Genomic DNA, 22,489 nt, shown 5'->3' on the forward strand with positions numbered 1-22,489 from the left:
AAGGAATATAAAACAACCAGGGCTATAAATAAAGCCCTGGCGGAGTATCAGAGGGGGAAAAGATTAGATATGGGTAACAATTTCTTTAATCAGCGGCGGGCCTTTAAAAATAAATCCGGAATAAATCTGCACCAGCGTCGCTCCGGCGGCTATCTTTTCCCGGGCGGCAATCACCGAGTCAATACCGCCGACTCCGATAATGGGCAGACGGCCATTTAATTCCGCAGACAGCATGCGGATAATTTCCGTACTCTTCAGCTGCAATGGACGTCCGCTAAGCCCACCGGTTTCATCACAATGTTTCATCCCCTGCACCAGCGATCGATCCAGAGTGGTATTGGTAGCAATGACGCCATCTATATTATGCCGGACTAAACTGTCCGCTACCTGGATCAATTCTTCGACGGAAAGATCCGGAGCGATCTTTACGGCCACAGGAACATATTTTTGATGTTTCTCTTGTAGCTCGCGTTGCTTATTTTTAATACCAGAAAGCAAATCGTCCAGCGCATCTCCGTATTGTAAAGTACGCAAGCCTGGGGTATTCGGCGAGGAGATATTAATGGCGATATAGCCGGCATAAGCATAGATTTTTTCCATACAAATCAGATAATCATCTTTGCCTTGTTCTACCGGTGTATCTTTATTCTTGCCAATATTAATACCCAGAATGCCGTCAAAATGCGCCTTTTTTACGTTCTCCACGAGGTTATCAACACCGTGGTTATTAAAGCCCATGCGGTTGATCAAACCTTCGGCATCGACCAGGCGGAAGATCCTTGGCTTATCGTTGCCCGGCTGTGGACGCGGCGTCACAGTACCAATTTCAATGGAACCAAAACCCATCGCCCCGAGCGCATCAATGCACTCGCCGTTTTTATCCAGCCCGGCGGCCAGGCCCAGCGGGTTCTTAAATGTGAGCCCCATACAGGTTACCGGCTTTGTCGGCACCTTCTGGCGAACCAACATTTCCAGCGGGGTACCCGAAACACGGCGTAATTGTTGAAAAGTGACTTCATGAGCGCGCTCAGGATCGAGCTGAAAAAGGGCTTTACGAACGAAGGGGTAGTACATGAACTCTCCTGGATTCCCAGTGTGCAAACCGGGGGCGTATTATGTGCGATCCACCCTGGAAAGGGAATTGACCTACGACAAAAAATCTTACCTCCAACGCAAACGTTTACTTTTCTCCCGCTCGTTATGCACTTTCTGACAATCCAACGCCGGATAAATCATTTAGGGAAATAAAAACGCTCTGTCACACTGCGGCTAAATGTTATCAATTATAGATAAATGCAAATATTTAGTTATAAGGAGAGAATGTGCGAGTCATCACACTTGCGGGCAGCCCGCGCTACCCTTCCCGCTCCAGCGCGCTTCTGGAATACGCCAGAGAGACGCTCTCGGCGGCGGATATCGAGGTCTGCCACTGGCATCTGCAGAATTTCGCTCCGGAAGACCTGCTCTACGCTCGCTTTGATAACCCAGCCCTCCATGCGTTAAATGAACAGCTTGCCGGCGCCGATGGGCTGATCATCGCGACGCCCGTCTATAAGGCCTCTTTTTCCGGCGCGTTAAAGACGCTTCTGGACCTGCTGCCGGAGCGCGCGCTGGAGGGCAAAATCGTTCTGCCGTTGGCTACCGGCGGAACCATCGCCCATATGCTGGCGGTGGATTACGCCTTAAAACCGGTACTCAACGCGCTGAAAGCCCAGGAGATCCTCCACGGCGTTTTCGCTGACGATAGCCAGGTCACGGATTATCAGCATAAACCGCAGTTTACCCCGAATCTGCAGGGCCGCCTCGACCAGGCGCTGGAAACCTTCTGGCAGGCGCTGCATCGCCCCAGCAGCCGCGCGCCGGCGCTGAAAACCTTACAGCGGGTTGAGCACGTTTAAAGTTCAGCGTTGATGCCCGTCACCAGGCAAAATGCTAAAGAATAAAGGAACACTGTATGGCGACGCTTTCGCAAAAACTCCTGATCCGCATAGCCCCCTGGCTTTTGCCGGTTGGCAGCGTGATTGTATGGCAATTCGCCTCTTCCGTTGGCTGGCTCTCTACCCGTATTTTGCCGTCACCGGAAGGGGTACTCAAAGCCTTCTGGACGCTCTCCGCCAGCGGCGAGCTTTGGCAACATCTGGCCATCAGCTCATGGCGGGCGCTTATTGGTTTCAGCATCGGCGGTTCCATTGGCCTGGTTCTCGGGCTTATCAGCGGCCTGTCGCGCTGGGGCGAACGCCTGCTGGACACCTCCATTCAGATGCTGCGCAACGTGCCGCACCTCGCGCTGATTCCGCTGGTGATTTTATGGTTCGGCATCGATGAAAGCGCCAAAATTTTCCTCGTGGCGCTGGGGACGATGTTCCCGATTTATATCAACACCTGGCACGGTATTCGAAACATTGACCGGGGTCTGGTGGAGATGGCCCGCAGCTATGGCTTATCGGGTTTTGCTCTGTTCCGTCACGTGATCCTGCCGGGCGCCCTGCCCTCCATTATGGTCGGCATCCGGTTTGCGCTCGGCCTGATGTGGTTAACGCTGATCGTGGCTGAAACCATCTCGGCTAACGCCGGTATCGGCTATCTGGCGATGAACGCCCGCGAATTTCTGCAGACCGATGTCGTGGTCGTCGCCATTATTCTTTACGCTATTCTCGGCAAACTGGCCGACTTCAGCGCCCAGCTGCTTGAACGCGTCTGGCTGCGCTGGAATCCGGCTTACCACCTTCAGGAGGCCAACGCATGACAACCGCGCGTCTTAATCCGGGGATCCCGCTGCTGCTAAACGGCGTAAGCAAGCGTTACGGCAGCAAAACGATTCTGAATGAACTCGATCTGCATATTCCCACCGGGCAATTTGTCGCGGTGGTCGGACGCAGCGGCGGCGGTAAAAGCACCCTGCTGCGGCTGCTGGCCGGGCTGGAAAAACCCAACGCCGGGCAGCTGCTGGCGGGTTCGACGCCGCTGGCGCAAATCCAGGAGGATACCCGGATGATGTTCCAGGATTCCCGCCTGCTGCCGTGGAAAACGGTGACCGACAATGTCGGTCTCGGGCTGAAGGGGCAGTGGCGCGAGGCGGCGCTCAGGGCGCTGGCGAGTGTCGGCCTTGAAGATCGCGCCGGTGAATGGCCCGCGGCGCTTTCCGGCGGGCAAAAGCAGCGCGTGGCGCTGGCTCGCGCGTTAATTCATCGCCCCGGATTATTACTGCTTGATGAACCGCTGGGCGCCCTGGACGCCCTCACTCGCCTGGAGATGCAGGATCTGATTGTCTCGCTGTGGCAGGAGCATGGATTTACCGTTCTGCTGGTCACCCATGACGTCAGCGAGGCGGTGGCGATGGCCGATCGCGTTTTGCTGATTGAAGAGGGGAAGATAGGGCTGGATCTGCTGGTGGACATTCCCCGTCCGCGACGCACGGGTTCAGCGAAGCTGGCCGAACTGGAAGCGGAAGTACTGAATCGGGTGATGCAGCGCGGCAAGAATGAATCCTCGCCACGCTTAGTGAGCCACGGTTAACGACTGCGACGTTCCCCCCGCTCGCGCTGCGCTTAGCGGGGCTACAGGTTTAGACTCGCGCTGGCGTTACGCCAGCGCTTTACTGATTTTCTCGAACAGATCCCCGGAAAGATTCTCCAGACCCTTCAGCTGCTCCAGCGCCCCGCGCATCAGCGCCTGACGTTTCTCGTCATAGCGTTTCAGACGAATCAGCGGCTCAATCAGACGCGAAGCCACCTGCGGGTTGCGGCTGTTCAGCTCAGTCAGCATCTCGACCAGGAACTGATAGCCGCTGCCGTCTTCTGCATGGAACGCCGCCGGGTTGCTGCCGGCAAAGGCGCCGATCAGAGAACGGACGCGGTTCGGGTTACCCATGCTGAACGAGCGATGGTGCAACAGGCCGCGAACCGTCTCCAGGACGTTATCCGCCGGGCTGGTGGACTGCAGGATAAACCATTTATCCATGACCAGTCCGTCCTGGTGCCACTTGTCGTCATACTCCTGCATCAGCGCATCGCGGCACGGCAGCTGGGCCGCTACGGCCGCCGCCAGCGCCGCCAGCGCGTCGGTCATATTGTCCGCATGGTGATACTGCGCGCTAATCAGTTTATCCGCCAGCTCGGTATCGCCAAACGCCAGGTAGCGCAGGCAGGTATTACGCAGAGAACGCTTACCGATATCGGCATGCTCAACGCGGTAGCCGTCGAGCTTGTTGGCGTTGTAAACCGCCAGGAACTCGTCCGCCAGCTCTTTCGCCAGCGTGCGGGTCAGCGCTTCGCGCACCGCCGCGATGGCAAGCGGATCGATAATCGCAAACAGCTCCGCCATTTCATTCGCCGAAGGGAGGGTCAGGATCTCCGCCGCCAGCGCCGGATCGATCTTCTCATCCAGCAGAATCGCGCGGAACGCATCGGCGACGTGGATCGGCAGCGAAAGCGGCTGCCCCTGCTGATGGCGGTTAACGTTGAGTTTGATATAGGTTGCCAGCAGGCTCTGCGCCGCGTCCCAGCGGGAGAAATCATTCCGCGCGTGGCGCATCAGGAAGGTCAGCTGCTGATCGCTCCACTTGTACTCCAGCTTCACCGGCGCGGAAAATTCGCAAAGCAGCGCCGGGACCGGCTGGAAGTAAACGTTGTCGAAAACAAAAGTCTGCTCCGCCTGGGTGACGTTCAGCACGTGATGCACCGGGTGACCGCCCTTCTGCAGCGGGATTACCTTGCCTTCGTTATCGTACAGCTCGATGTCGAACGGAATATGCAGCGGCTGCTTCTCCGCCTGCTCAGCGGTCGGCGGCGTGCGCTGGCTGATGGTCAGCGTGTACTGCTCCGTTTCCGGGTTGTAGTCATCATGGACGGTGACAATCGGCGTACCGGACTGGCTATACCAGCGGCGGAAGTGGGACAGATCGACGTTGGAAGCGTCTTCCATCGCCTGGACAAAGTCGTCGCAGGTCGCGGCGCTGCCGTCGTGGCGCTCAAAATAGAGCTGCATGCCTTTCTGGAAATTCTCTTCGCCCAGCAGGGTATGCAGCATGCGGATCACTTCCGCTCCCTTTTCATACACCGTCAGGGTATAGAAGTTGTTCATCTCAATCACGCTATCCGGGCGAATCGGATGCGCCATCGGGCTGGCGTCTTCGGCAAACTGCAGGCCGCGCATGGTGCGTACGTTATTGATGCGGTTGACCGCGCGCGAGCCGAGGTCAGAGCTGAATTCCTGATCGCGGAAAACGGTCAGCCCCTCTTTCAGGCTGAGCTGGAACCAGTCGCGGCAGGTCACGCGATTGCCGGTCCAGTTATGGAAATATTCATGACCAATCACGCGCTCGATATCCAGGTAATCTTTATCGGTCGCGGTATCGGTACGCGCCAGTACGTATTTGGAGTTAAAGACGTTAAGGCCTTTGTTTTCCATGGCGCCCATGTTGAAGAAGTCGACGGCGACAATCATATAGATGTCGAGGTCGTACTCGAGACCAAAGCGGGTTTCGTCCCACTTCATCGAATTTTGCAGCGAGGTCATCGCCCACGGCGCGCGGTCAAGGTTACCGCGGTCAACGTAGAGCTCCAGCGCCACTTCACGCCCAGAACGGGTTTTGAAGGTATCGCGCAGGACGTCAAAATCACCGGCCACCAGCGCAAACAGGTAGCACGGTTTTGGGAATGGGTCCTGCCACTGGATCCAGTGACGGCCATTTTCCAGCTCGCCCTGGGCCACGCGGTTACCGTTGGAGAGCAGAAACGGGTATTTTGCTTTATCGGCGATGATTTTGGTGGTGAAGCGCGCCAGAACGTCCGGGCGGTCCGGATACCAGGTAATGTGGCGGAAGCCTTCCGCCTCGCACTGGGTACACAGCGCTTCGCCGGACTGATATAGCCCTTCCAGCGCGGTATTCGCCGCCGGGCTGATTTCATTGACGATGGTCAGAGTGAAATGTTCCGGCAACCCGCTAATCACCAGCTGGTTATTTTCTTCCTTGTAGTCGCTCCACGGCTGACCATCAATCCGCAGAGAGACTAACGTCAGGTCTTCGCCATCCAGACGCAATGGCACATCAGACGTAGCCGCGTGGCGGGAGACCTTGCTCTCAGCCGTCACAACGGTTTTCGCGGCATCCAGGTCAAAGGTCAAATCGATATCGCTAATCAGATACTCCGGCTCACGGTAGTCGTGGCGGTATTTGGCTTGGGGCTGTTGTGTCATAAAAAACCTTTAGCGTGTCCTGTAAAGTGTCGACTCAGTCTATTCCTGTTGCGCAAATCTCGCTATGCAGAATCTTCATCTTTTCAATGCTAAACATGAAAATTGCTACATTTTGATAACACAAGAGGCACGAAATGCGCTCGACCAGGCGCAAAGCTTGTGGTGTGATGCGTGTTCAATATATTAAACTAGGCCTCGCAAATGACCGTCAGCGTCGCCATCAGCCGTCACCGCGGGACAGCGTCGGGTATTACAGGTATACTCCGCCTCCTTTTACCGCTTTGGTTTTGATGGAAACGCTCCAGTGAGAGGATGCTACTGCGCACCATGACCCAATTCACTTCTCCTGTACTGCACTCGTTGCTTGATACGGATGCCTACAAGCTGCACATGCAGCAGGCTGTCTTCCACCGCTACAATAATGTACAGGTTGCGGCGGAGTTCCGCTGCCGCGGGGACGATTTGCTCGGCATCTACGCCGATGCGATTCGCGAGCAGGTTGAGACGATGCGCGACCTGAGACTGCAGGACGATGAATATCACTGGTTGTCGAGCCTGCCCTTCTTTGCGCCAGACTATCTCGAGTGGCTACGCGGCTTCCGCTACGACCCGCGCCAGGTCACGGTCATCAATGACAACGGCAAGCTGAATATTCGCCTTTCCGGCCCCTGGCTTGAAGTTATTATGTGGGAAGTTCCGCTGCTGGCGGTGATAAGCGAGATGGTTCATCGCTATCGCTCGCCGGAAATCAGCGTCGATCTCGCGCTGAACACCCTTGAGCATAAGCTGACTGACTTTAACCGCCTCACTGCTGATATCGATATGTCGGGCTTCCGCCTGATGGATTTCGGTACCCGCCGCCGCTTCTCCCGCGAGGTGCAGCAGGCGATTGTTCAGCGTCTTCAGCAAGAATCCTGGTTCACCGGTACCAGCAATTACGATCTGGCGCGGCGTTTGAATTTGACCCCAATGGGGACCCAGGCTCACGAATGGTTCCAGGCGCATCAGCAGATCAGCCCGAACCTGGCGAGCAGCCAGCGCGCGGCTCTCGCAGCCTGGCTGGAAGAGTATCCCGATCGGCTGGGGATTGCGCTGACCGACTGCATTACGATGGACGCTTTTCTGCGCGATTTCGGGCCGGAGTTTGCGACCCGCTATCAGGGGCTGCGTCACGACTCCGGCGACCCGGTGGAATGGGGCGAGAAGGCTATCGCCCACTACAAAAAGCTGGGCATCGACCCGCTAAGCAAAGTGCTGGTATTTTCCGACAATCTCGACCTGACAAAAGCGGTTGATCTCTATCGCCACTTCTCATCGCGGGTGAATCTGAGCTTCGGTATCGGCACGCGTTTAACCTGCGATATTCCCCAGGTGAAGCCGCTCAATATTGTTATCAAGCTGGTGGAGTGCAACGGTAAGCCGGTGGCGAAACTTTCGGATAGCCCGGGTAAAACGATTTGTCACGATAAAGCTTTCGTCCGCGCCCTGCGCAAAGCTTTCGATGTACCGCCGGTTAAAAAAGCCAGCTAGGTCATATAAAGACAAAATGCGTCCGCCAAACGGGCGCATTTTTATTCTCCTCCACTTATCACACCGAGACGCAATCAAGCATTAAGAATCCCGTTCGCCCTGCATGGGATAATCGCGCTAAACGAATCTCTCTGAATATCAGGCTCTCACGCAGCAAAGTAGGCGATCTCCTTTTTTATTTCCTAAAACCCCCCTTTCTTGTGCGAAATCTACTTGTCTGATGGAAGATGACAGGTAACATAGATATCCCCCTGTTGCAGGGGAATACAGATTTTTCTATTGGACTAACAAGAGAGACTATTATGAGCGTTGTGCCTGTAGCCGACGTACTCCAGGGCCGCGTTGCCGTTGACAGCGAAGTCACCGTGCGCGGATGGGTGCGTACCCGCCGAGATTCTAAAGCTGGCTTTTCTTTCCTCGCCGTCTATGACGGTTCCTGCTTTGATCCTGTACAGGCCGTTATTAGTAATTCTCTTCCCAATTACAATCAGGAAGTGCTGCGCCTGACCACCGGCTGCTCGGTCGTGGTAACCGGCAAAGTCGTGGCGTCTCAGGGACAGGGCCAGAGCTTTGAAATCCAGGCCAGCCATGTTGAAGTCAGCGGCTGGGTTGAAGATCCGGATACTTATCCGATGGCGGCTAAACGTCACAGCATTGAGTATCTGCGTGAAGTTGCCCACCTGCGCCCGCGCACCAACCTGATTGGCGCGGTGGCGCGCGTTCGCCATACCCTGGCGCAGGCGCTGCACCGTTTCTTCGACGAGCAGGGCTTCTTCTGGGTTTCGACTCCGCTGATTACCGCTTCCGATACTGAAGGCGCCGGCGAGATGTTCCGCGTTTCAACGCTGGATCTGGAAAACCTGCCGCGAAACGACCAGGGCAAAGTCGATTTCGATAAAGACTTCTTCGGCAAAGAGTCGTTCCTGACCGTTTCTGGCCAGTTGAACGGCGAAACCTACGCCTGCGCGCTGTCTAAAATCTACACCTTTGGCCCAACCTTCCGCGCGGAAAACTCCAACACCAGCCGCCATCTTGCGGAGTTCTGGATGCTGGAGCCGGAAGTCGCCTTTGCTAACCTGAACGATGTGGCAGGTCTGGCAGAAGCGATGCTGAAGTACGTTTTCAAAGCCGTTCTCGAAGAGCGCGCGGATGACATGCAGTTCTTTGCCGAACGGGTTGATAAAGACGCCATCGACCGCCTGCAGCGTTTTGTTTCCGCTGATTTTGCCCAGGTTGATTACACCGACGCGGTCACTATTCTGGAAAACTGCGGTAAGCAGTTCGAAAACCCGGTCTACTGGGGCGTGGATCTCTCCTCCGAGCACGAACGCTATCTGGCGGAAGAGCACTTTAAAGCGCCGGTTGTCGTGAAAAACTATCCGAAAGATATTAAGGCGTTCTATATGCGCCTTAACGAAGACGGTAAAACCGTCGCTGCTATGGACGTGCTGGCGCCGGGCATCGGTGAAATCATCGGCGGCTCCCAGCGTGAAGAACGCCTGGACGTGCTTGACGCGCGTATGGCGGAAATGGGTCTTAATAAAGAAGACTACTGGTGGTATCGCGATCTGCGCCGTTACGGCACCGTACCGCACTCCGGTTTCGGTCTGGGCTTTGAGCGTCTTATCGCCTATGTGACCGGCGTGCAGAACGTTCGCGACGTCATTCCGTTCCCGCGGACCCCGCGTAACGCGACTTTCTGATTTTTTTCTGCAATTTACATCCAGGGCCAGCGCAAGCTGGCCTTTTTTTATGTCAATTTACGTTAATGAATATCAGAAAACTTAAACATCAATCATCCTGATTCACAATTATGTTACGCACTATTTCATTAGCGACCGCTAATTAAAACCGCACCTTTTGTTCATAAACTGGCAAACATGCTGATTATGTTGCTCGTTTTATAACCAGTCACAGCACAACTTGCAACGACAAGATTTGAATAAAAATAAAGCAAAATGCTGACGTAAAATGCGCAAACCCTCTCTTATCTAAATTAATCATAATTAATTCATATAGATATATAAAGACAGGTCATTTAATCGGCGAACAGGGGCGGAATGTTGATTGAGTTCACAAAGTTCCCAAAAATACATATTTAGTTACATAGAATTTCCTTTTGTTACTCATATGCGATATTGGTAGCATTTTCAGGCTAGCGAAACGTTGTTCTGAATGGAAAGATGCCTCCAGACACCAAACTATCATCAATAGTTCTGTAAATTTTTATTGACGAAACTTATTGACGGCAGTGGCAAGTGTTCATAAAAAAATATAAATGAGGGTAATAAATAATGATGAAGCGCAAAATTCTGGCAGCGGTAATTCCTGCCCTGCTGGTAGCCGGTGCAGCTAACGCTGCAGAAATCTATAACAAAAACGGCAACAAACTGGACTTCTACGGAAAAATGGTTGGCGAGCACGTCTGGACCACCAACGGCGACACCAGCAGCGATGATACCACCTACGCCCGTATCGGCCTGAAAGGCGAAACCCAGATCAACGATCAGCTGACCGGTTACGGCCAGTGGGAATACAACATGGATGCGTCCAATGTTGAAGGTAAACAGACCACTAAAACTCGTCTGGCTTTCGCAGGCTTAAAAGCCGGTGAATACGGTTCATTTGATTACGGTCGTAACTATGGCGCCATCTACGACGTCGAAGCGGCAACCGATATGCTGGTTGAATGGGGCGGCGACGGCTGGAACTACACCGACAACTTCATGACCGGCCGTACCAACGGCGTGGCGACCTACCGTAACTCCGACTTCTTTGGTCTGGTTGACGGTCTGAGCTTCGCGCTGCAGTACCAGGGTAAAAACAAAGACCGTGATGTTAAGAAACAAAACGGCGACGGCTTTAGCACCTCCGCAACCTACGCGTTTGACAACGGCGTTGCGCTGTCCGCTGGTTATGCCAACTCCAGCCGTACCGGCGCTCAGAAAGCTGACAAAAACGGTAATAAAGCTGAAGCATGGGCAACTTCCGCTAAGTACGATGCTAACAACGTCTACGCTGCGGTCATGTACTCCCAGACCTACAACATGACCCCAGAAAACAGCGATGGTAACTACTTCGCTGGTAAAACTCAGAACTTCGAAGCCGTTGTTCAGTATCAGTTCGATTTCGGCCTGCGTCCGTCCATCGGCTACGTCCAGACTAAAGGTAAAGACCTGCGCTCCCGCGCTGGCTTCTCAGGCGGCGATGCTGACCTGGTTAAATACGTCGAAGTGGGTACCTGGTACTACTTCAACAAAAACATGAACGTCTACGCTGCGTATAAATTCAACCAGCTGGACGATAACGACTACACCCGTGCTGCGAAAGTCGCGACCGACGATCAGGCAGCGGTTGGTATCGTTTACCAGTTCTAATCTGCAGTACACCCCTTCGTGATATGCCTAAAAAGCAGGACTTCGGTCCTGCTTTTCTGCGTTCCTGAGAGGAAGATCGTAACTTTTAAAAACCTTCTCGCTTTTTGTCGCAAACGGTTGGCAATTAACATAACTCCCGTTAACCTGATAGCGGATTTCCCTTCAGTAATCACAATGGAACCTCGTCATGTTTGAGAACATTACCGCCGCCCCTGCCGACCCAATTCTGGGCCTGGCCGATCTGTTTCGTGCCGATGACCGCCCAACAAAAATTAATCTTGGAATTGGTGTTTATAAAGATGAAACGGGTAAAACACCGGTCCTGACTAGCGTGAAAAAAGCAGAGCAGTATCTGCTGGAAAATGAAACCACTAAAAATTATCTGGGTATCGATGGTATTCCGGAATTTGGCCGCTGCACCCAGGAGCTTCTGTTCGGGAAAGGAAGCGCAATTATCAATGATAAACGCGCCCGCACCGCGCAAACGCCCGGCGGTACAGGTGGCCTGCGCGTCGCCGCCGATTTTCTGGCGAAGAACACCGACGTTAAACGTATTTGGGTGAGCAACCCCAGCTGGCCGAACCATAAAAGCGTGTTCAATTCAGCCGGGCTGGAAGTTCGCGAATACACCTACTACGATGCCGCTAACCACAAACTCGACTTCGACGGGCTGCTGGCCAGCCTGAACGAAGCGCAGGCCGGCGACGTGGTTCTGTTCCACGGCTGCTGCCATAACCCAACCGGTATCGATCCGACGCTGGAGCAGTGGCAACAGCTGGCGCAGCTCTCCGTAGAGAAAGGCTGGCTGCCGCTGTTTGACTTTGCCTACCAGGGCTTTGCCCGCGGCCTGGAAGAAGATGCTGAAGGCCTGCGCGCTTTCGCCGCGCTGCATAAAGAGCTGCTGGTTGCCAGCTCCTACTCGAAAAACTTCGGCCTGTACAACGAGCGCGTGGGCGCCTGTACGCTGGTCGCAGCTGACCAGGAAGCGGTAGACCGCGCTTTCAGCCAGATGAAGTCGGTTATCCGCGCGAACTACTCAAACCCGCCCGCTCACGGCGCCTCGGTAGTGGCGACCATTCTCAGCAATGACGCGCTGCGCGCCATCTGGGAGCAAGAGTTGACTGACATGCGTCAACGCATCCAGCGTATGCGTCTGCTGTTCGTTAATACCCTGCAGGAAAAAGGCGCCAGCCGCGATTTCTCTTTCATCATTCAGCAAAACGGGATGTTCTCGTTCAGCGGCCTGACCAAAGAGCAGGTACTGCGTCTGCGTGAAGAGTTCGGAATTTACGCGGTGGCGTCCGGACGTATAAATGTCGCCGGTATGACGCCTGACAACATGGCACCGCTGTGCGAAGCGATTGTTGCCGTACTGTAATCTCAGCGCAGGGCAAACAAAAGGCCGCATGTGCGGCCTTTTTTATATGCTGGCTTCGGTCACCAGACCGGCATTTCATCCTGCAGGAAGGGGTTGTGCAGACGCTCATAGCCAAGGGTCGACATCGGTCCATGACCCGGAATAAACGACACGTCATCGCCCAGCGGCAACAGCTTGCGCTTAATCGCATCGATCAGTTGGCTATGGTCGCCGCGAGGGAAGTCGCTACGCCCTACTCCGCCTTTAAAAATCACATCGCCAGAAATCAACAGTCGGCAAGCAGGATCAAAGAAGACCACGTGCCCCGGCGTATGGCCTGGGCAGTGCAGCACCTGCAGGGAAATATTCCCCACGCTGACCGTATCGCCTTCGTTCAGCCAGCGATCCGGCTGCAGCGGCTGGCAATCTTCCAGACCGAACATCCGGCTCTGCGCCGGTAATCCTTCCAGCCAGAACTCATCTTCTTTTTCCGGCCCAATAATCGGCACGCCATAATGCTGCGCCAGCTCCGCCGCCGCACCAACGTGATCGAGATGACCGTGCGTGAGCAGAATCTGCATCAGGCTAACGCCTGCCGCCGCGACTTCCTGTTTGATTCGCTCAGCATCACCGCCGGGATCGACCAGCGCCGCCAGTTTGGTTTGTTCACACCAGATTAAAGAACAGTTCTGCGCGAACGCGGTAACCGGAATAATACGATAGTTCATGAGGCTCCTTTCGTTACCAGTGCCGTACTGGCCCGGTATCAATATGCACAAAGTTGCTACGTGGGTAGTATCCTACACCACCTGTGCGCATAGATAACGCGGCTTTGCGAACATTGCTTAACGAAATGCCTTCAATATGAAAATCCATGGCCTGGCCTTTAGTGTGGTAGCTGTGTTTTGCCACACCCCGGCTGCGCGCGCGAAGCTCATTATTGGTATCAACAGAACGATAACCGGAAATAAGCTGGACAGGCTTGTTGGTACCAAGTAATCCCTGCAAACGATAGAGTTGATCGAACAAACCGGGATCGATGGACTTAATCTTATTCGCGCGATAATCACGGAAAAAATGATTAAGTCTTGCTAATTCATCCTGAATATAGCCTCTGCCATCGAAAAACTCCGCCTTGAGTGATTCACCGGTATGCAGGTTGTTCAGCGTCAAAATACGCGGTCGGGGGGTCGAGAGGGTGGCAAATGCCGGCGCAGGCAGAATGGCAGCAGCACCGAGCGCGGCTCCACCTAACGCCAGCAGTTTGCGGCGATTAGCGTCAAATTTGTCCATGATAATCAGGTCTACAGGTAAATGAATCGTAATATACTTTTCCCGCAATGCGCCCCGTTAGCCGCCAGCACGCGCTCGCTCCCCTATGGCTAATAAATATCAGCTATAGAGAACGGGCTGCTTACTGCGACAGCGCCTTTGCAGGATTATATGTATATGCACTTCTGGCGCACGAAAGGCACCTTACCGGGCATTATTGCCAACGTCAAGGTAGCCTAACCCCAGTAAACTCGGGCCTTGCAGCGTGCAAGGCCCGTTTTCACACAGAGGTAGGACAACCAAATCCGTTGAACTACTTCATTTATCTGATTAATTGTTCAGCTTTAGGTAGAATTTGTGCGCTGGATCGCGCGGTGAGATCGTAATTGTAAATATCTGTTCGATATTGTGTACGTCCATCAGCGCCGACGAACGCGGTCAAATAATAGAGATTAACCGGGATATTCTGGCGAATATTAACGTAGCGGGTATTCCCCTGTTTAAGCGCATCTGAAATACGCGCATCATTCCAGCCAGCATCCTGAAGCAGCATATTGGCCAGCTCTGAGGCTTTATTCACGCGCACGCACCCGGAGCTCAGCGCGCGTCCATCCCGCTGGAACAGATTGTGATTGGGCGTATCGTGCAAATATATCGCATCTGAACTTGGCATATTGAATTTATAGCGCCCCAGCGAATTGCGCGCGCCGGGAGCCTGCTGGAAGCGGAACGGCAGATTCGATGCGGTTATCGTTTCCCAGTCCACCTGATACGGGTCGATAGTCTCTTTGCTATTCCAGCCGCGCATCATCGTATAGCCGTGCTGCTCAAGATAGCCTGGGTTATTGCGCACCTTCGGCAGAATATCGTTGCGCGCCAGCGTCGGCGGCACGTTCCACGGCGGGTTGACCACAACGTTGTTCAGCGCACTGCTCATCATAGGGGTTTTGCGGTCCGGACGGCCAACGATAACCCGCGATGCCAGCACCTGGCTACCGTCCTGGTAATAGACCAGCGAAAAGGCGGGAATATTCACCATAATTCCGGTCGCCAGATTACCCGGCAGCAGGCGCAAACGCTGGATATTCAATGCCAGCACGCCGGCGCGCTGCGCAGGAGAAACGTTGAGCCAGTCGCGGGTCGCCTGGCCAATCACGCCGTCAGCGCCCAGTCCCTGCCACGCCTGGAAGCGCTTAACGCCCTCCACTAACTGGCGATCGTAAACGCCACGGCCGCTGCTTTTGGCCTTTTTCCCGGCGGACGGACTCACCACCTCATCGCCGGGCAACGAAATTTTTGCCGCGTCATCCAGCATACCGGTGCGCTGTAAAATTTCGCGCAGCGCGCCGGCATCGTTGCTCCATTCCCCCGGGCGCAGCGACGTCTTACCGGTGAGCTGCGGCCAGGGACGGGAATCGGCAACCTGCGCTAATAGCGCCTGATGCATTGCGGCATACTGCGGATGCTGCGGAGCCAGACCCGCAATAAACTGCGGCAGCGAACCGTTATCCAGCGCCACCTGCCACTGGTTAATCACCGACAGAGGCGGCGTCGACATGGCATACGGTTTCGTGCCATACAGCCAGCGGTTGCCCTGAGTCGGAATACCGCTAATAAAATGCAGATAGCCCATCATGGCGTCAGACAGAACGACATCTCGCGCCAGACCGTTCACTGCCGGGTCGGTCAACAGCTCAACCCAGGTGGTGAACTGCGGCTGAAAACCGGCGATAGCGACCTCAGCCAGCTGCTGTTGAAACGCCTGCACCGCCTCGCGGTTATCCCACATCGGTTTCATATCCCTGGCCGCATACAGCGATACCAGCGGATTCATAAATACGGGTTGATAACCGGACGGCAGTACCGCCTGAATCCCGGCGCGGCTCTTCGCTGCCGCATCGGCAGAAAGCGCCTGCTCGCCGGCCATTTGAGCGACCGCCGCGGATTGGTTTGCGCTTTGGCTTAGCGCGGAAGAGAGCTCGCTGATGGTGGCAGAGCTATCCGATGGTACCACTTCAGGCTCTTCAGCCTGGACATTGAACAGTGGAGCAAATGCAAACGTCAGGCTCAGGCTGAGCGCAGACAATTGACGACCATACCGTTTCTTTAGCAACATCCCTTGCCCCCTGTTAACACATTGCTGCCCGCTAAAATGGGGCTTACTTTCAGTATATGAAGACGAAAACGCTTTTGCCTTCCCAAATGTAAAGAAGTTAAAAGATTATACAATCCTAAAGTACAGGAACGGATAACAAAAAGGGCGACATCGCGTCGCCCTTTGGCTGGTTATTGTACCATCCTATGAAGCATTTGCCGTTCCCGGCAGCGTTTCGGGCAGCGGCGGCGCGAAGCCACGCAGCCCGACGACGTGCACGTGCTCGTGATTATTCACGACCTTACGCACCAGCTTATAGGTGGTACCTTTTTCCGGGCTGATATTTTCCGGCGCCGCGATAATCAGCTGCATCTCCAGACGATCGCAGAGCTCGAACAGCGTCGCGATAGAGCGAGCATCCAGACGCGCCGCTTCATCAAGGAACAGCAGACGACACGGCGAAATGTCCTTACCGCGCAGGCGCATGGATTCATCTTCCCAGCTCTGTACCACCATCACCAGAATCGACATCCCGGTACCGATAGCCTCACCGGTCGATAGAGCACCGGATTCCGCGCGCAGCCAGCCGTCGGAACCACGGTTAACTTCCACTTCCATCTCCAGATAGTTGCGGTAGTCCAGCAGCTCTTCCCCGATGGTCTGCGGCGTACGCTGCCCCATATCAATCTGCGGATTGAGGCGCTGATACAGCTTCGCCAGCGCTTCCGAGAAGGTCAGACGATTGCTGTTAAACAGGTCCTGATGCTGTTCATGCTGTTCTGACAGCACGTCCAGCAGCATCGAGTGGGTTTCCCGCACGTTGACGTTCAGACGCACGCTGTTGACCTGGCCGAAGGAGACGCTCTGCAGCCCCTGGTTGAGCATACGAATACGGTTTTGCTCGCGCTGGATAGTCTTGCGGATAATATTGGCCACGCTGCGGGAGCTGATAGCCAGCTTCTGCTCGCGGTTGGTCAGCTCTTCCGTCAGACGGCTGAGTTCGATCTCCATCTGCTCAATCGCTTCCACCGGATCGTCGGTGCGGATGATATCCTGGCGAATACGCTCGCGCAGATGCTGATAAACGGCGACAAAGAACTGGATTTTACGCTCCGGGCGTTTCGGATCTTCAGAAATACGCAGCACATCGCGCAGGTGTTCGTTATCCGAGACCGCCAGACGCAGCGCGCCGAGCGCCTTATCCGACATTGAGCGCAGTTCATCTGCCGAAAGGTAGGCCAGCTCGCGACGATGCAGGCGACGCTCCACGCCGTTGTCTTTCACCAGGCGCATGACCGCACACCAGCCGGCTTTAGCGCTGACCACCTGTTCGCGCATTTCGCAGTAATCGCGCTCCAGCTTGCGCAGCCTGCGGGTCAGGTTATCCATTTCCGCTTCGCAGAAGGTCAATGCTTTTTCGAGCTGGTTCCGCCGCGCGCGGTTGTTGCTGAGCTGAGCATGAAGCTCATCGCGGCGCAGACGAGCGCGCTCTTCGGCGCCGGCGTCGGCGCGCACGCCAATGTCCTGAAGCTCTTTATGCAGGTCGTTGAGCAGCTCTTTCTTGGTGTCGTAGGAGCTTTTCAGCGATGCCAGCACCTGGTTGTACTGGTTGAGCTGCGCGGCGTGGGTACGCAGCGCTTCGCGGGTACGGGCGCGCTCCGCCTCAGCCTGCTCCAGACGCTGGCGCAGCTTCTCGTTCAGATCGCTATTACCGCTCAGCATCTCTGCGGAATCGGAGTAGCTAAAGTGGGCGCGACGCTGCACCACTTCGGTCAGCGCAAATGCCTGCTGACGCGCGTCGCGCTGAGTCTGCTGCGAATATGCGTAATCTTCTTTCAGCTGTTCAAACTGCTCCGGGTCGCTTTGAAGCACGGAAACGATCGGCTCCAGTTTTGCCAGCTGATTCCCATGCTGCTGGACGAAGCGCGCGGCTTCCTGCGCTTCGTCAAGGCGTTCCTGGATCTCATCCACGCGATCGGCCAGCGAGTCATCGGCCAGCAAATTCAGACGCGGCAGCAGGCGGTTGAGTGCGGATACGCCCTCTTTTGCCTGCTCATACTGCACCCGGTTCTGCTGGTTATCGCTTTCATGGGCGGTCAGCGCCCGCTCCAGTTCGGCGCGACGCGTATTCAGTTTACGGATTTCTTCTTCCGGGTCTTCCTCAAAGGCCACCGCCAGATGGTTACCGATAAAGCGGCTGAACGCCTGATGGAGGCGCTGGGTTTTCTGCACATCAAACGACAGGGTCGCAAAGCGCTCGGACAGGCTTTCGCGCTCGGCGTGCAGCGTTTCAACGCGGCTTTCACGCGCGGCGCGGCCAAACAGCGGCAGCGTCGGGAAGCGTGAATAGCGCCACTGACGATCGGCAATCTTAACGACCACCGCCTTTTCCAGCTCATCGACGCTGAATACGCTGTCATCAAACGACTGCGGATCGCCCTCGATCAGGTAGAGATCTTCGGGACAATCTTCGAGACCTTCCAGCTGATCGGCAATCAACGACAGATCGGGTACCACAATGGCGTGGCGGGAAGGACCGTAGAGCGCGGAGTAATACGGCGCATCATCGAGGCTCACGTCATCGTAGATTTCCGACAGCAGTACGCCGCCAAAACGTTCCGCCAGCGCGTTCAGGCGCTGATCTTCCGAACCGCCCGGCTGGCTAAGACGCTCAATTTCATCGTCGATAGCGCGCTTGCGGGCTCCGACTTCGTCGCGCTCCACGATAGCTTCGCGTTCACGCTCCAGCAGCTGCTGGAGATATTCGGTGACGTCCTGGCTTGACTCAAACTGCTCGCCGCTCTGCTCGCACAGCTGATTGAGGCTGTTCTGCGCCGCCAGCCAGATGGGCGCGCGGCGCATCAGCGTTTGCGTCCGAGACTGCAGCTGTTCCAGCTCCTGACGCAGGGTCATCCGCCGTTCGCTGGCGGTGGAAACGCTGTCGGAAAGGGATGCGATGCGGGCTTCCAGCTCCTGGTGCAGGGCTTCCAGCTCGTCGATATCGTAGCGTTTGCCCTGGCGCTTACAGAACTCATTGAGCTGGCGTTCGGCATCCTGCTGTTCACGCAGACGCTGTTCAAGCTCCGTCAGACGACTGCGCAGCCCGTGCGCCTGTTCGGCCTGATGACGTTGATTAACGCCTTCGCGCAGCAGCTCGCGCGCCACGTTCCAGGCTTCATTACGCGCCAGCGGGCCGTTGATCTCCACCACCAGCTGGTAAGCCTGTTCAAACTGGCTGTGCGCGGTTTGCGCCACGCTCATCTTCTGTTCCAGCGACAGCATTTTCTCCGTCGCTTCCTGCTCTTTCGCCTGGAAAGTTTCCAGCCACTCGTCGGCGCTCTCCGGCGTTAAATCCGGCAGATGGCAGAGGGCTTTTGCCCGCTCCAGCGCCTGCAGCGCCTGGGTGTACTGAATCGCGCGAGTCTGCTGCACGTCCAGCGCCTGCTGGTAGTCGGCAAGCTGGTTTTTCAGTTCATCCACTTCCAGCTCGGCGGCTTCGGCGCGGGCTTCGTTCTCTTCCTGCTGGTCAACCGCTTCCGCGACGACTTCATTTTGTTCTTCGAGGCGAATCTGCAGTTCATCAAGATCCGCTTCATAGCGCTCGATTTTTTCCTGCTGGCGCAGAGCGGTCTGCACCAGGTTCAGATGGTCGCTGGCAGCCTGATAATCGGCTTCCAGATCGCCTTCCGCGCCGTTATGCTCCTGCAGCTCGCGGGCCATATCGACGTGCTTATACTGTTCCGCCGCGAGCTGAGCGCGGGAGGTGAACAGATCGCGACGATACTCCAGCGCCTTGTCGAGATGAATGCGTCGCTCGTTAGCGTGACGCATATAGTCGGCGGCAACGTAGTTGGTGGCTTCGCTGATCAGATGCTTGAACAGGTCGCGGTCCGACTGCGTCACGCGGATAGCTTCCAGCGTCATGCGGTTTTCACGCAACGCCGCTTCCATATCCTGGAACGCCTTGCGCACGCCGCCGTTTTCCGGCAACAGGTAGTCGCGCAGCGAGCGGGTAATGGTGCTCGAAATACCGCCGTACAGCGAGGCTTCGATCAGGCGATAGTACTTGCTACGGTCCGAAGCCGAACGCAGGCGGCGAGCCACCACGCCCAGGTCGAACATCAGCGAGTGATACTCGGTAATAGAGTTAAACTGCTTGAACTGCACCCCTTCCATCGCTTCGAGCTTATCTTTCAGCTCGTTGAGCGTCACCACGCGCGCCTGGCGCTCGTTAAGGGTTTCGGTCAGCAGCTGGGTTGGCTGGATGGAGGTTGGCAGGCCCTGGATCGCAAACGGCTTGATATCGACTTTACGATCGCGACCGGCCACCTGCTGTAGGCGAACGCCGACCACCACGCGCTGGTGACGGGAGTTGATCACGTCCAGCACGGAGTAGCAGACGCCAGCGCGCAGCTTACCGTGCAGGCCTTTATCGCGCGAGCCGCTGGTCGCCCCCGCTTCCGTGGTATTACGAAAGTGCAGCAGCGTCAGGTCCGGGATCAGCGCGGTGACGAAGGCGGCCATGGTCGTGGATTTACCGGCACCGTTACCACCGGAAAGCGTGGTCACTAATTCATCGAGATCAAAAGTACGGGCAAAAAAACCGTTCCAGTTAACCAGCGTCAGCGAGCGAAACTTACCGCGTTCAATCATTACTCTTCCTCCCCGCTATCCGGCTGATTCTCTTCATTCTCATCATTAAGCTGCAGGCGATTTTCCAGCGCCATCGCTTCACCGTCGCGGATCATACGCAGCTGGGCTTCGCGCGGATCGTCACCGGCGCGCACGTCGGCGCCGAAGCGAAACACTGATTCGGTGATGCGGAATTTGCTGCTGTCATGGCCCATAAACCACACCATGCCGAGGCGGCGCAGGCGGTTGAGCGAAGCGCGCATTTTTTCCTGCAGCTTCTGACGGTCAAGGTCGGACCCGGTAGAACGGTTATTGACCAGCTTAAGCAGTTTGGCTTCGTCTGCGAGGGTCAGCAGCTCGTCGTAAAGCTCCTGCTGAGTGAAGATGCCCTCGTTGGCCAGACGCTCCGGGCTGAGGTAGAGATAGCAGAGAATTTTACCCACCATCATATCCAGCTCGGAGAGCACCGAGCGCGGGATCAGCGTGGTGGACCGCGGGCGCAGATAGAAAAAACCCTCCGGCGCGCGAATCAGCTCGACGTTATAGCGAGCATAAAACTCTTCCAGGTAATCCTGAAAATCCATTAAAAATGCGTGATTATCCAGCTCGTCGAGGCCGATATGGCGGCCCGCGCGCAGGGCGCTATCCAGCGCCGGAAATAACGGATTAGCCAACGCTTGCGCCAGTTTAACCGGCATCACTTGTTCAATATTTGTCGATGACATGCGCCTGTACCTTGGCTCCGTAATCATTAATCGGCTGCCATTTGGCCGGCAGTCCGGTGAAATCTGCTTGCGCTACGCCCAAACGTACCGCCTGGTCGACAACAATACGCGCGACGTCAAAGTGGCGCGCGCGCGGATACTGCGACAGATATTCGCGTACCACCAGGCCAAGATCCAGCGGCAGTCCCTTCTCTTTATAGACCACCAGCTGTCCTTCAATCAGCGCCGCCAGCTGTTCGCGAATTTCGTTAAACTCTTCGTACTCCAGATCCGTTGGAAGTTCCCCGGTGACCTCTTCATCATGAAGCGCCATCTCTTCATCGCGCATATCAAGCAGACGATCGGCATTCGCATGGGTAAGCGCCCAGGGGGCGTCGAAGTAGGTTTGCACCGACTGACGCAAACGCTGTGCGAAGACGCGGTTTTTATCCATATCAATGGCGGTACGGATAAATTTATGCACGTGGCGGTCGTAGCCGATCCACAGGTCAATCGCCTGCTGCCCCCAGCTGACGATACGGTCCAGCTTGCTTTGCAGATCGAACACCAGACGATCGATAAAATTCAGATCGTCGCGCGCCAGGGTCGAATCCTGGATACGCAGCAGGTTTGCCTGCAGCTTATCGCCCGCCGCGTCCAGGGTATCCTGCAGTTCCCGCAGGGTGCCGGACGTTTCCGACAGCAGCAGCTCGCAGCTGGAGATCGCCGCCCGCCAGTCTTTGTTCAGCAGCTGGGCAATATCATCTTTCACCAACTGCTGCTGCTCATCCATGATTCGCTGAGTCAGGTCGATGCTGTCAAAGATTTCCGCTACCGAGTACTTCAGCGGAGCGAAAACGTTACGATGCCAGTGGAACTCATCGCCGCCCTCTTCTGCCGAGTCGGCGGCGCGCTTGAGTTCGCCGGCAACGATGGAGAGCTGCATCGACAGCCGTAGGGTGGAGAACTCGCGCTGGCGAATATAGTAGTCGGTGATCCCAATGCCCAGCGGCGTCAGGCGATAAATAGCGTTACCCTCGGTGATTTCGCTGGTAAAGCGGTTCAGCAGACGCTGGCGCACCATATCGTTAATGGCATTATTGGCGCGCTGGCTGATGGTTTCGCTGGTCTGCTCAAACGCATCACTCACGTGGCGGAACGCATCCACCAGTTCTCCCTCGGTCATTTCCCCTTCCATCCGCTCGCCGTTCAGCGTGGCAATCGCCAGCAGAAAAGAGAGTCTGTCGACCGGCAGCGAAATAGAAAAATCATTTTTCCTGGCCCAGGCAACCAGTTCGGGGACTGTCTGGGAAAATTCACTCAT

At 55.7% G+C, this 22,489-nt stretch carries 15 protein-coding genes; 7 read left to right on the forward strand and 8 right to left on the reverse strand.

Annotation, left to right across the window (positions count from 1 at the left end):
• Nucleotides 1-63: 63 nt before the first annotated feature.
• The gene (gene pyrD, locus HMPREF1144_RS14890; protein ID WP_004130996.1) at nt 64-1,074 is read right to left on the reverse strand and encodes a quinone-dependent dihydroorotate dehydrogenase; all 1,011 of its coding nucleotides are present in this window, start codon (nt 1,072-1,074) and stop codon (nt 64-66) included.
• A 248-nt stretch (nt 1,075-1,322) separates the two neighbouring features.
• On the opposite strand from pyrD, the gene ssuE reads away from it, so the two are divergent.
• Genes ssuE through ssuB form a run of 3 tightly spaced genes read left to right on the forward strand, consistent with a single transcriptional unit; the run spans nt 1,323 to nt 3,516 of the window.
• A complete protein-coding gene (gene ssuE / locus HMPREF1144_RS14895; RefSeq protein WP_009653287.1) occupies nt 1,323-1,898 on the forward strand; it encodes an NADPH-dependent FMN reductase in 576 nt (191 codons plus the stop codon).
• 56 nt (nt 1,899-1,954) lie between these two features.
• Nucleotides 1,955-2,746 carry an aliphatic sulfonate ABC transporter permease SsuC gene (gene ssuC / locus HMPREF1144_RS14900; RefSeq protein WP_004849501.1) on the forward strand — a complete coding sequence of 264 codons (792 nt, stop codon included), beginning with the start codon at nt 1,955-1,957 and terminating at the stop codon, nt 2,744-2,746.
• The gene (gene ssuB / locus HMPREF1144_RS14905) at nt 2,743-3,516 is read left to right on the forward strand and encodes an aliphatic sulfonates ABC transporter ATP-binding protein (protein WP_009653309.1); all 774 of its coding nucleotides are present in this window, start codon (nt 2,743-2,745) and stop codon (nt 3,514-3,516) included. The genes ssuC and ssuB overlap by 4 nt, the downstream gene beginning before the upstream one ends.
• 66 nt (nt 3,517-3,582) lie before the next feature.
• On the opposite strand, the gene pepN is transcribed toward ssuB, so the two are convergent.
• Nucleotides 3,583-6,198, reverse strand: coding sequence for an aminopeptidase N (gene pepN / locus HMPREF1144_RS14910; protein WP_009653283.1), 2,616 nt, complete (start codon nt 6,196-6,198; stop codon nt 3,583-3,585).
• 327 nt (nt 6,199-6,525) lie between these two features.
• Between pepN and pncB the strand changes: the two genes are divergently transcribed.
• The 4 genes from pncB (at nt 6,526) to HMPREF1144_RS14930 (ending at nt 12,483) form a co-directional block, all read left to right on the forward strand.
• A complete protein-coding gene (pncB, locus tag HMPREF1144_RS14915) occupies nt 6,526-7,728 on the forward strand; it encodes a nicotinate phosphoribosyltransferase (RefSeq protein ID WP_042927853.1) in 1,203 nt (400 codons plus the stop codon).
• Nucleotides 7,729-8,030: 302 nt separating this feature from the next.
• Nucleotides 8,031-9,431, forward strand: a complete 1,401-nt coding sequence (asnS, locus tag HMPREF1144_RS14920) for an asparagine--tRNA ligase (RefSeq protein WP_004130975.1) — start codon at nt 8,031-8,033, stop codon at nt 9,429-9,431.
• A 591-nt stretch (nt 9,432-10,022) separates the two neighbouring features.
• Nucleotides 10,023-11,105 carry a porin gene (locus HMPREF1144_RS14925; protein WP_009653256.1) on the forward strand — a complete coding sequence of 361 codons (1,083 nt, stop codon included), beginning with the start codon at nt 10,023-10,025 and terminating at the stop codon, nt 11,103-11,105.
• Nucleotides 11,106-11,292: 187 nt separating this feature from the next.
• A complete protein-coding gene (locus HMPREF1144_RS14930; RefSeq protein ID WP_009653304.1) occupies nt 11,293-12,483 on the forward strand; it encodes an amino acid aminotransferase in 1,191 nt (396 codons plus the stop codon).
• 59 nt (nt 12,484-12,542) lie between these two features.
• Here HMPREF1144_RS14930 and HMPREF1144_RS14935 read toward each other — a convergent pair whose 3' ends face one another.
• The 6 genes from HMPREF1144_RS14935 to mukF form a co-directional block, all read right to left on the reverse strand.
• Nucleotides 12,543-13,190 (reverse strand): MBL fold metallo-hydrolase, encoded by a 648-nt coding sequence (locus tag HMPREF1144_RS14935; protein WP_004849494.1) that lies wholly within the window; start codon nt 13,188-13,190, stop codon nt 12,543-12,545.
• 13 nt (nt 13,191-13,203) lie between these two features.
• Complete coding sequence (locus tag HMPREF1144_RS14940) at nt 13,204-13,755, reverse strand: YcbK family protein (RefSeq protein ID WP_004130967.1); 552 nt, start codon at nt 13,753-13,755, stop codon at nt 13,204-13,206.
• 301 nt (nt 13,756-14,056) lie between these two features.
• A complete protein-coding gene (gene ldtD, locus HMPREF1144_RS14945; RefSeq protein ID WP_009653282.1) occupies nt 14,057-15,850 on the reverse strand; it encodes a L,D-transpeptidase in 1,794 nt (597 codons plus the stop codon).
• A 183-nt stretch (nt 15,851-16,033) separates the two neighbouring features.
• Entirely contained in the window at nt 16,034-20,482 is a 4,449-nt protein-coding gene (gene mukB / locus HMPREF1144_RS14950) for a chromosome partition protein MukB (protein ID WP_009653255.1), read from the reverse strand.
• Nucleotides 20,482-21,186 carry a chromosome partition protein MukE gene (gene mukE / locus HMPREF1144_RS14955; RefSeq protein WP_004100725.1) on the reverse strand — a complete coding sequence of 235 codons (705 nt, stop codon included), beginning with the start codon at nt 21,184-21,186 and terminating at the stop codon, nt 20,482-20,484. Before mukE ends, mukB begins: the two co-directional genes overlap by 1 nt.
• A complete protein-coding gene (mukF, locus tag HMPREF1144_RS14960; RefSeq protein ID WP_009653260.1) occupies nt 21,167-22,489 on the reverse strand; it encodes a chromosome partition protein MukF in 1,323 nt (440 codons plus the stop codon). Before mukF ends, mukE begins: the two co-directional genes overlap by 20 nt.

The sequence above is a fragment of the Klebsiella sp. OBRC7 genome (assembly GCF_000293135.1).
Lineage (GTDB): Bacteria > Pseudomonadota > Gammaproteobacteria > Enterobacterales > Enterobacteriaceae > Klebsiella > Klebsiella michiganensis.

What these genes read in the sequence shown, in the direction of transcription:
- pyrD (WP_004130996.1), bottom strand. Translation starts at nt 1,074, where the DNA reads ATGTACTACCCCTTCGTTCGTAAAGCCCTTTTTCAGCTCGATCCTGAG.
- ssuC (WP_004849501.1), top strand. Translation starts at nt 1,955, where the DNA reads ATGGCGACGCTTTCGCAAAAACTCCTGATCCGCATAGCCCCCTGGCTT.
- ssuB (WP_009653309.1), top strand. Translation starts at nt 2,743, where the DNA reads ATGACAACCGCGCGTCTTAATCCGGGGATCCCGCTGCTGCTAAACGGC.
- pepN (WP_009653283.1), bottom strand. Translation starts at nt 6,198, where the DNA reads ATGACACAACAGCCCCAAGCCAAATACCGCCACGACTACCGTGAGCCG.
- pncB (WP_042927853.1), top strand. Translation starts at nt 6,526, where the DNA reads ATGACCCAATTCACTTCTCCTGTACTGCACTCGTTGCTTGATACGGAT.
- asnS (WP_004130975.1), top strand. Translation starts at nt 8,031, where the DNA reads ATGAGCGTTGTGCCTGTAGCCGACGTACTCCAGGGCCGCGTTGCCGTT.
- HMPREF1144_RS14925 (WP_009653256.1), top strand. Translation starts at nt 10,023, where the DNA reads ATGATGAAGCGCAAAATTCTGGCAGCGGTAATTCCTGCCCTGCTGGTA.
- HMPREF1144_RS14930 (WP_009653304.1), top strand. Translation starts at nt 11,293, where the DNA reads ATGTTTGAGAACATTACCGCCGCCCCTGCCGACCCAATTCTGGGCCTG.
- HMPREF1144_RS14935 (WP_004849494.1), bottom strand. Translation starts at nt 13,190, where the DNA reads ATGAACTATCGTATTATTCCGGTTACCGCGTTCGCGCAGAACTGTTCT.
- HMPREF1144_RS14940 (WP_004130967.1), bottom strand. Translation starts at nt 13,755, where the DNA reads ATGGACAAATTTGACGCTAATCGCCGCAAACTGCTGGCGTTAGGTGGA.
- ldtD (WP_009653282.1), bottom strand. Translation starts at nt 15,850, where the DNA reads ATGTTGCTAAAGAAACGGTATGGTCGTCAATTGTCTGCGCTCAGCCTG.
- mukB (WP_009653255.1), bottom strand. Translation starts at nt 20,482, where the DNA reads ATGATTGAACGCGGTAAGTTTCGCTCGCTGACGCTGGTTAACTGGAAC.
- mukE (WP_004100725.1), bottom strand. Translation starts at nt 21,186, where the DNA reads ATGTCATCGACAAATATTGAACAAGTGATGCCGGTTAAACTGGCGCAA.
- mukF (WP_009653260.1), bottom strand. Translation starts at nt 22,489, where the DNA reads ATGAGTGAATTTTCCCAGACAGTCCCCGAACTGGTTGCCTGGGCCAGG.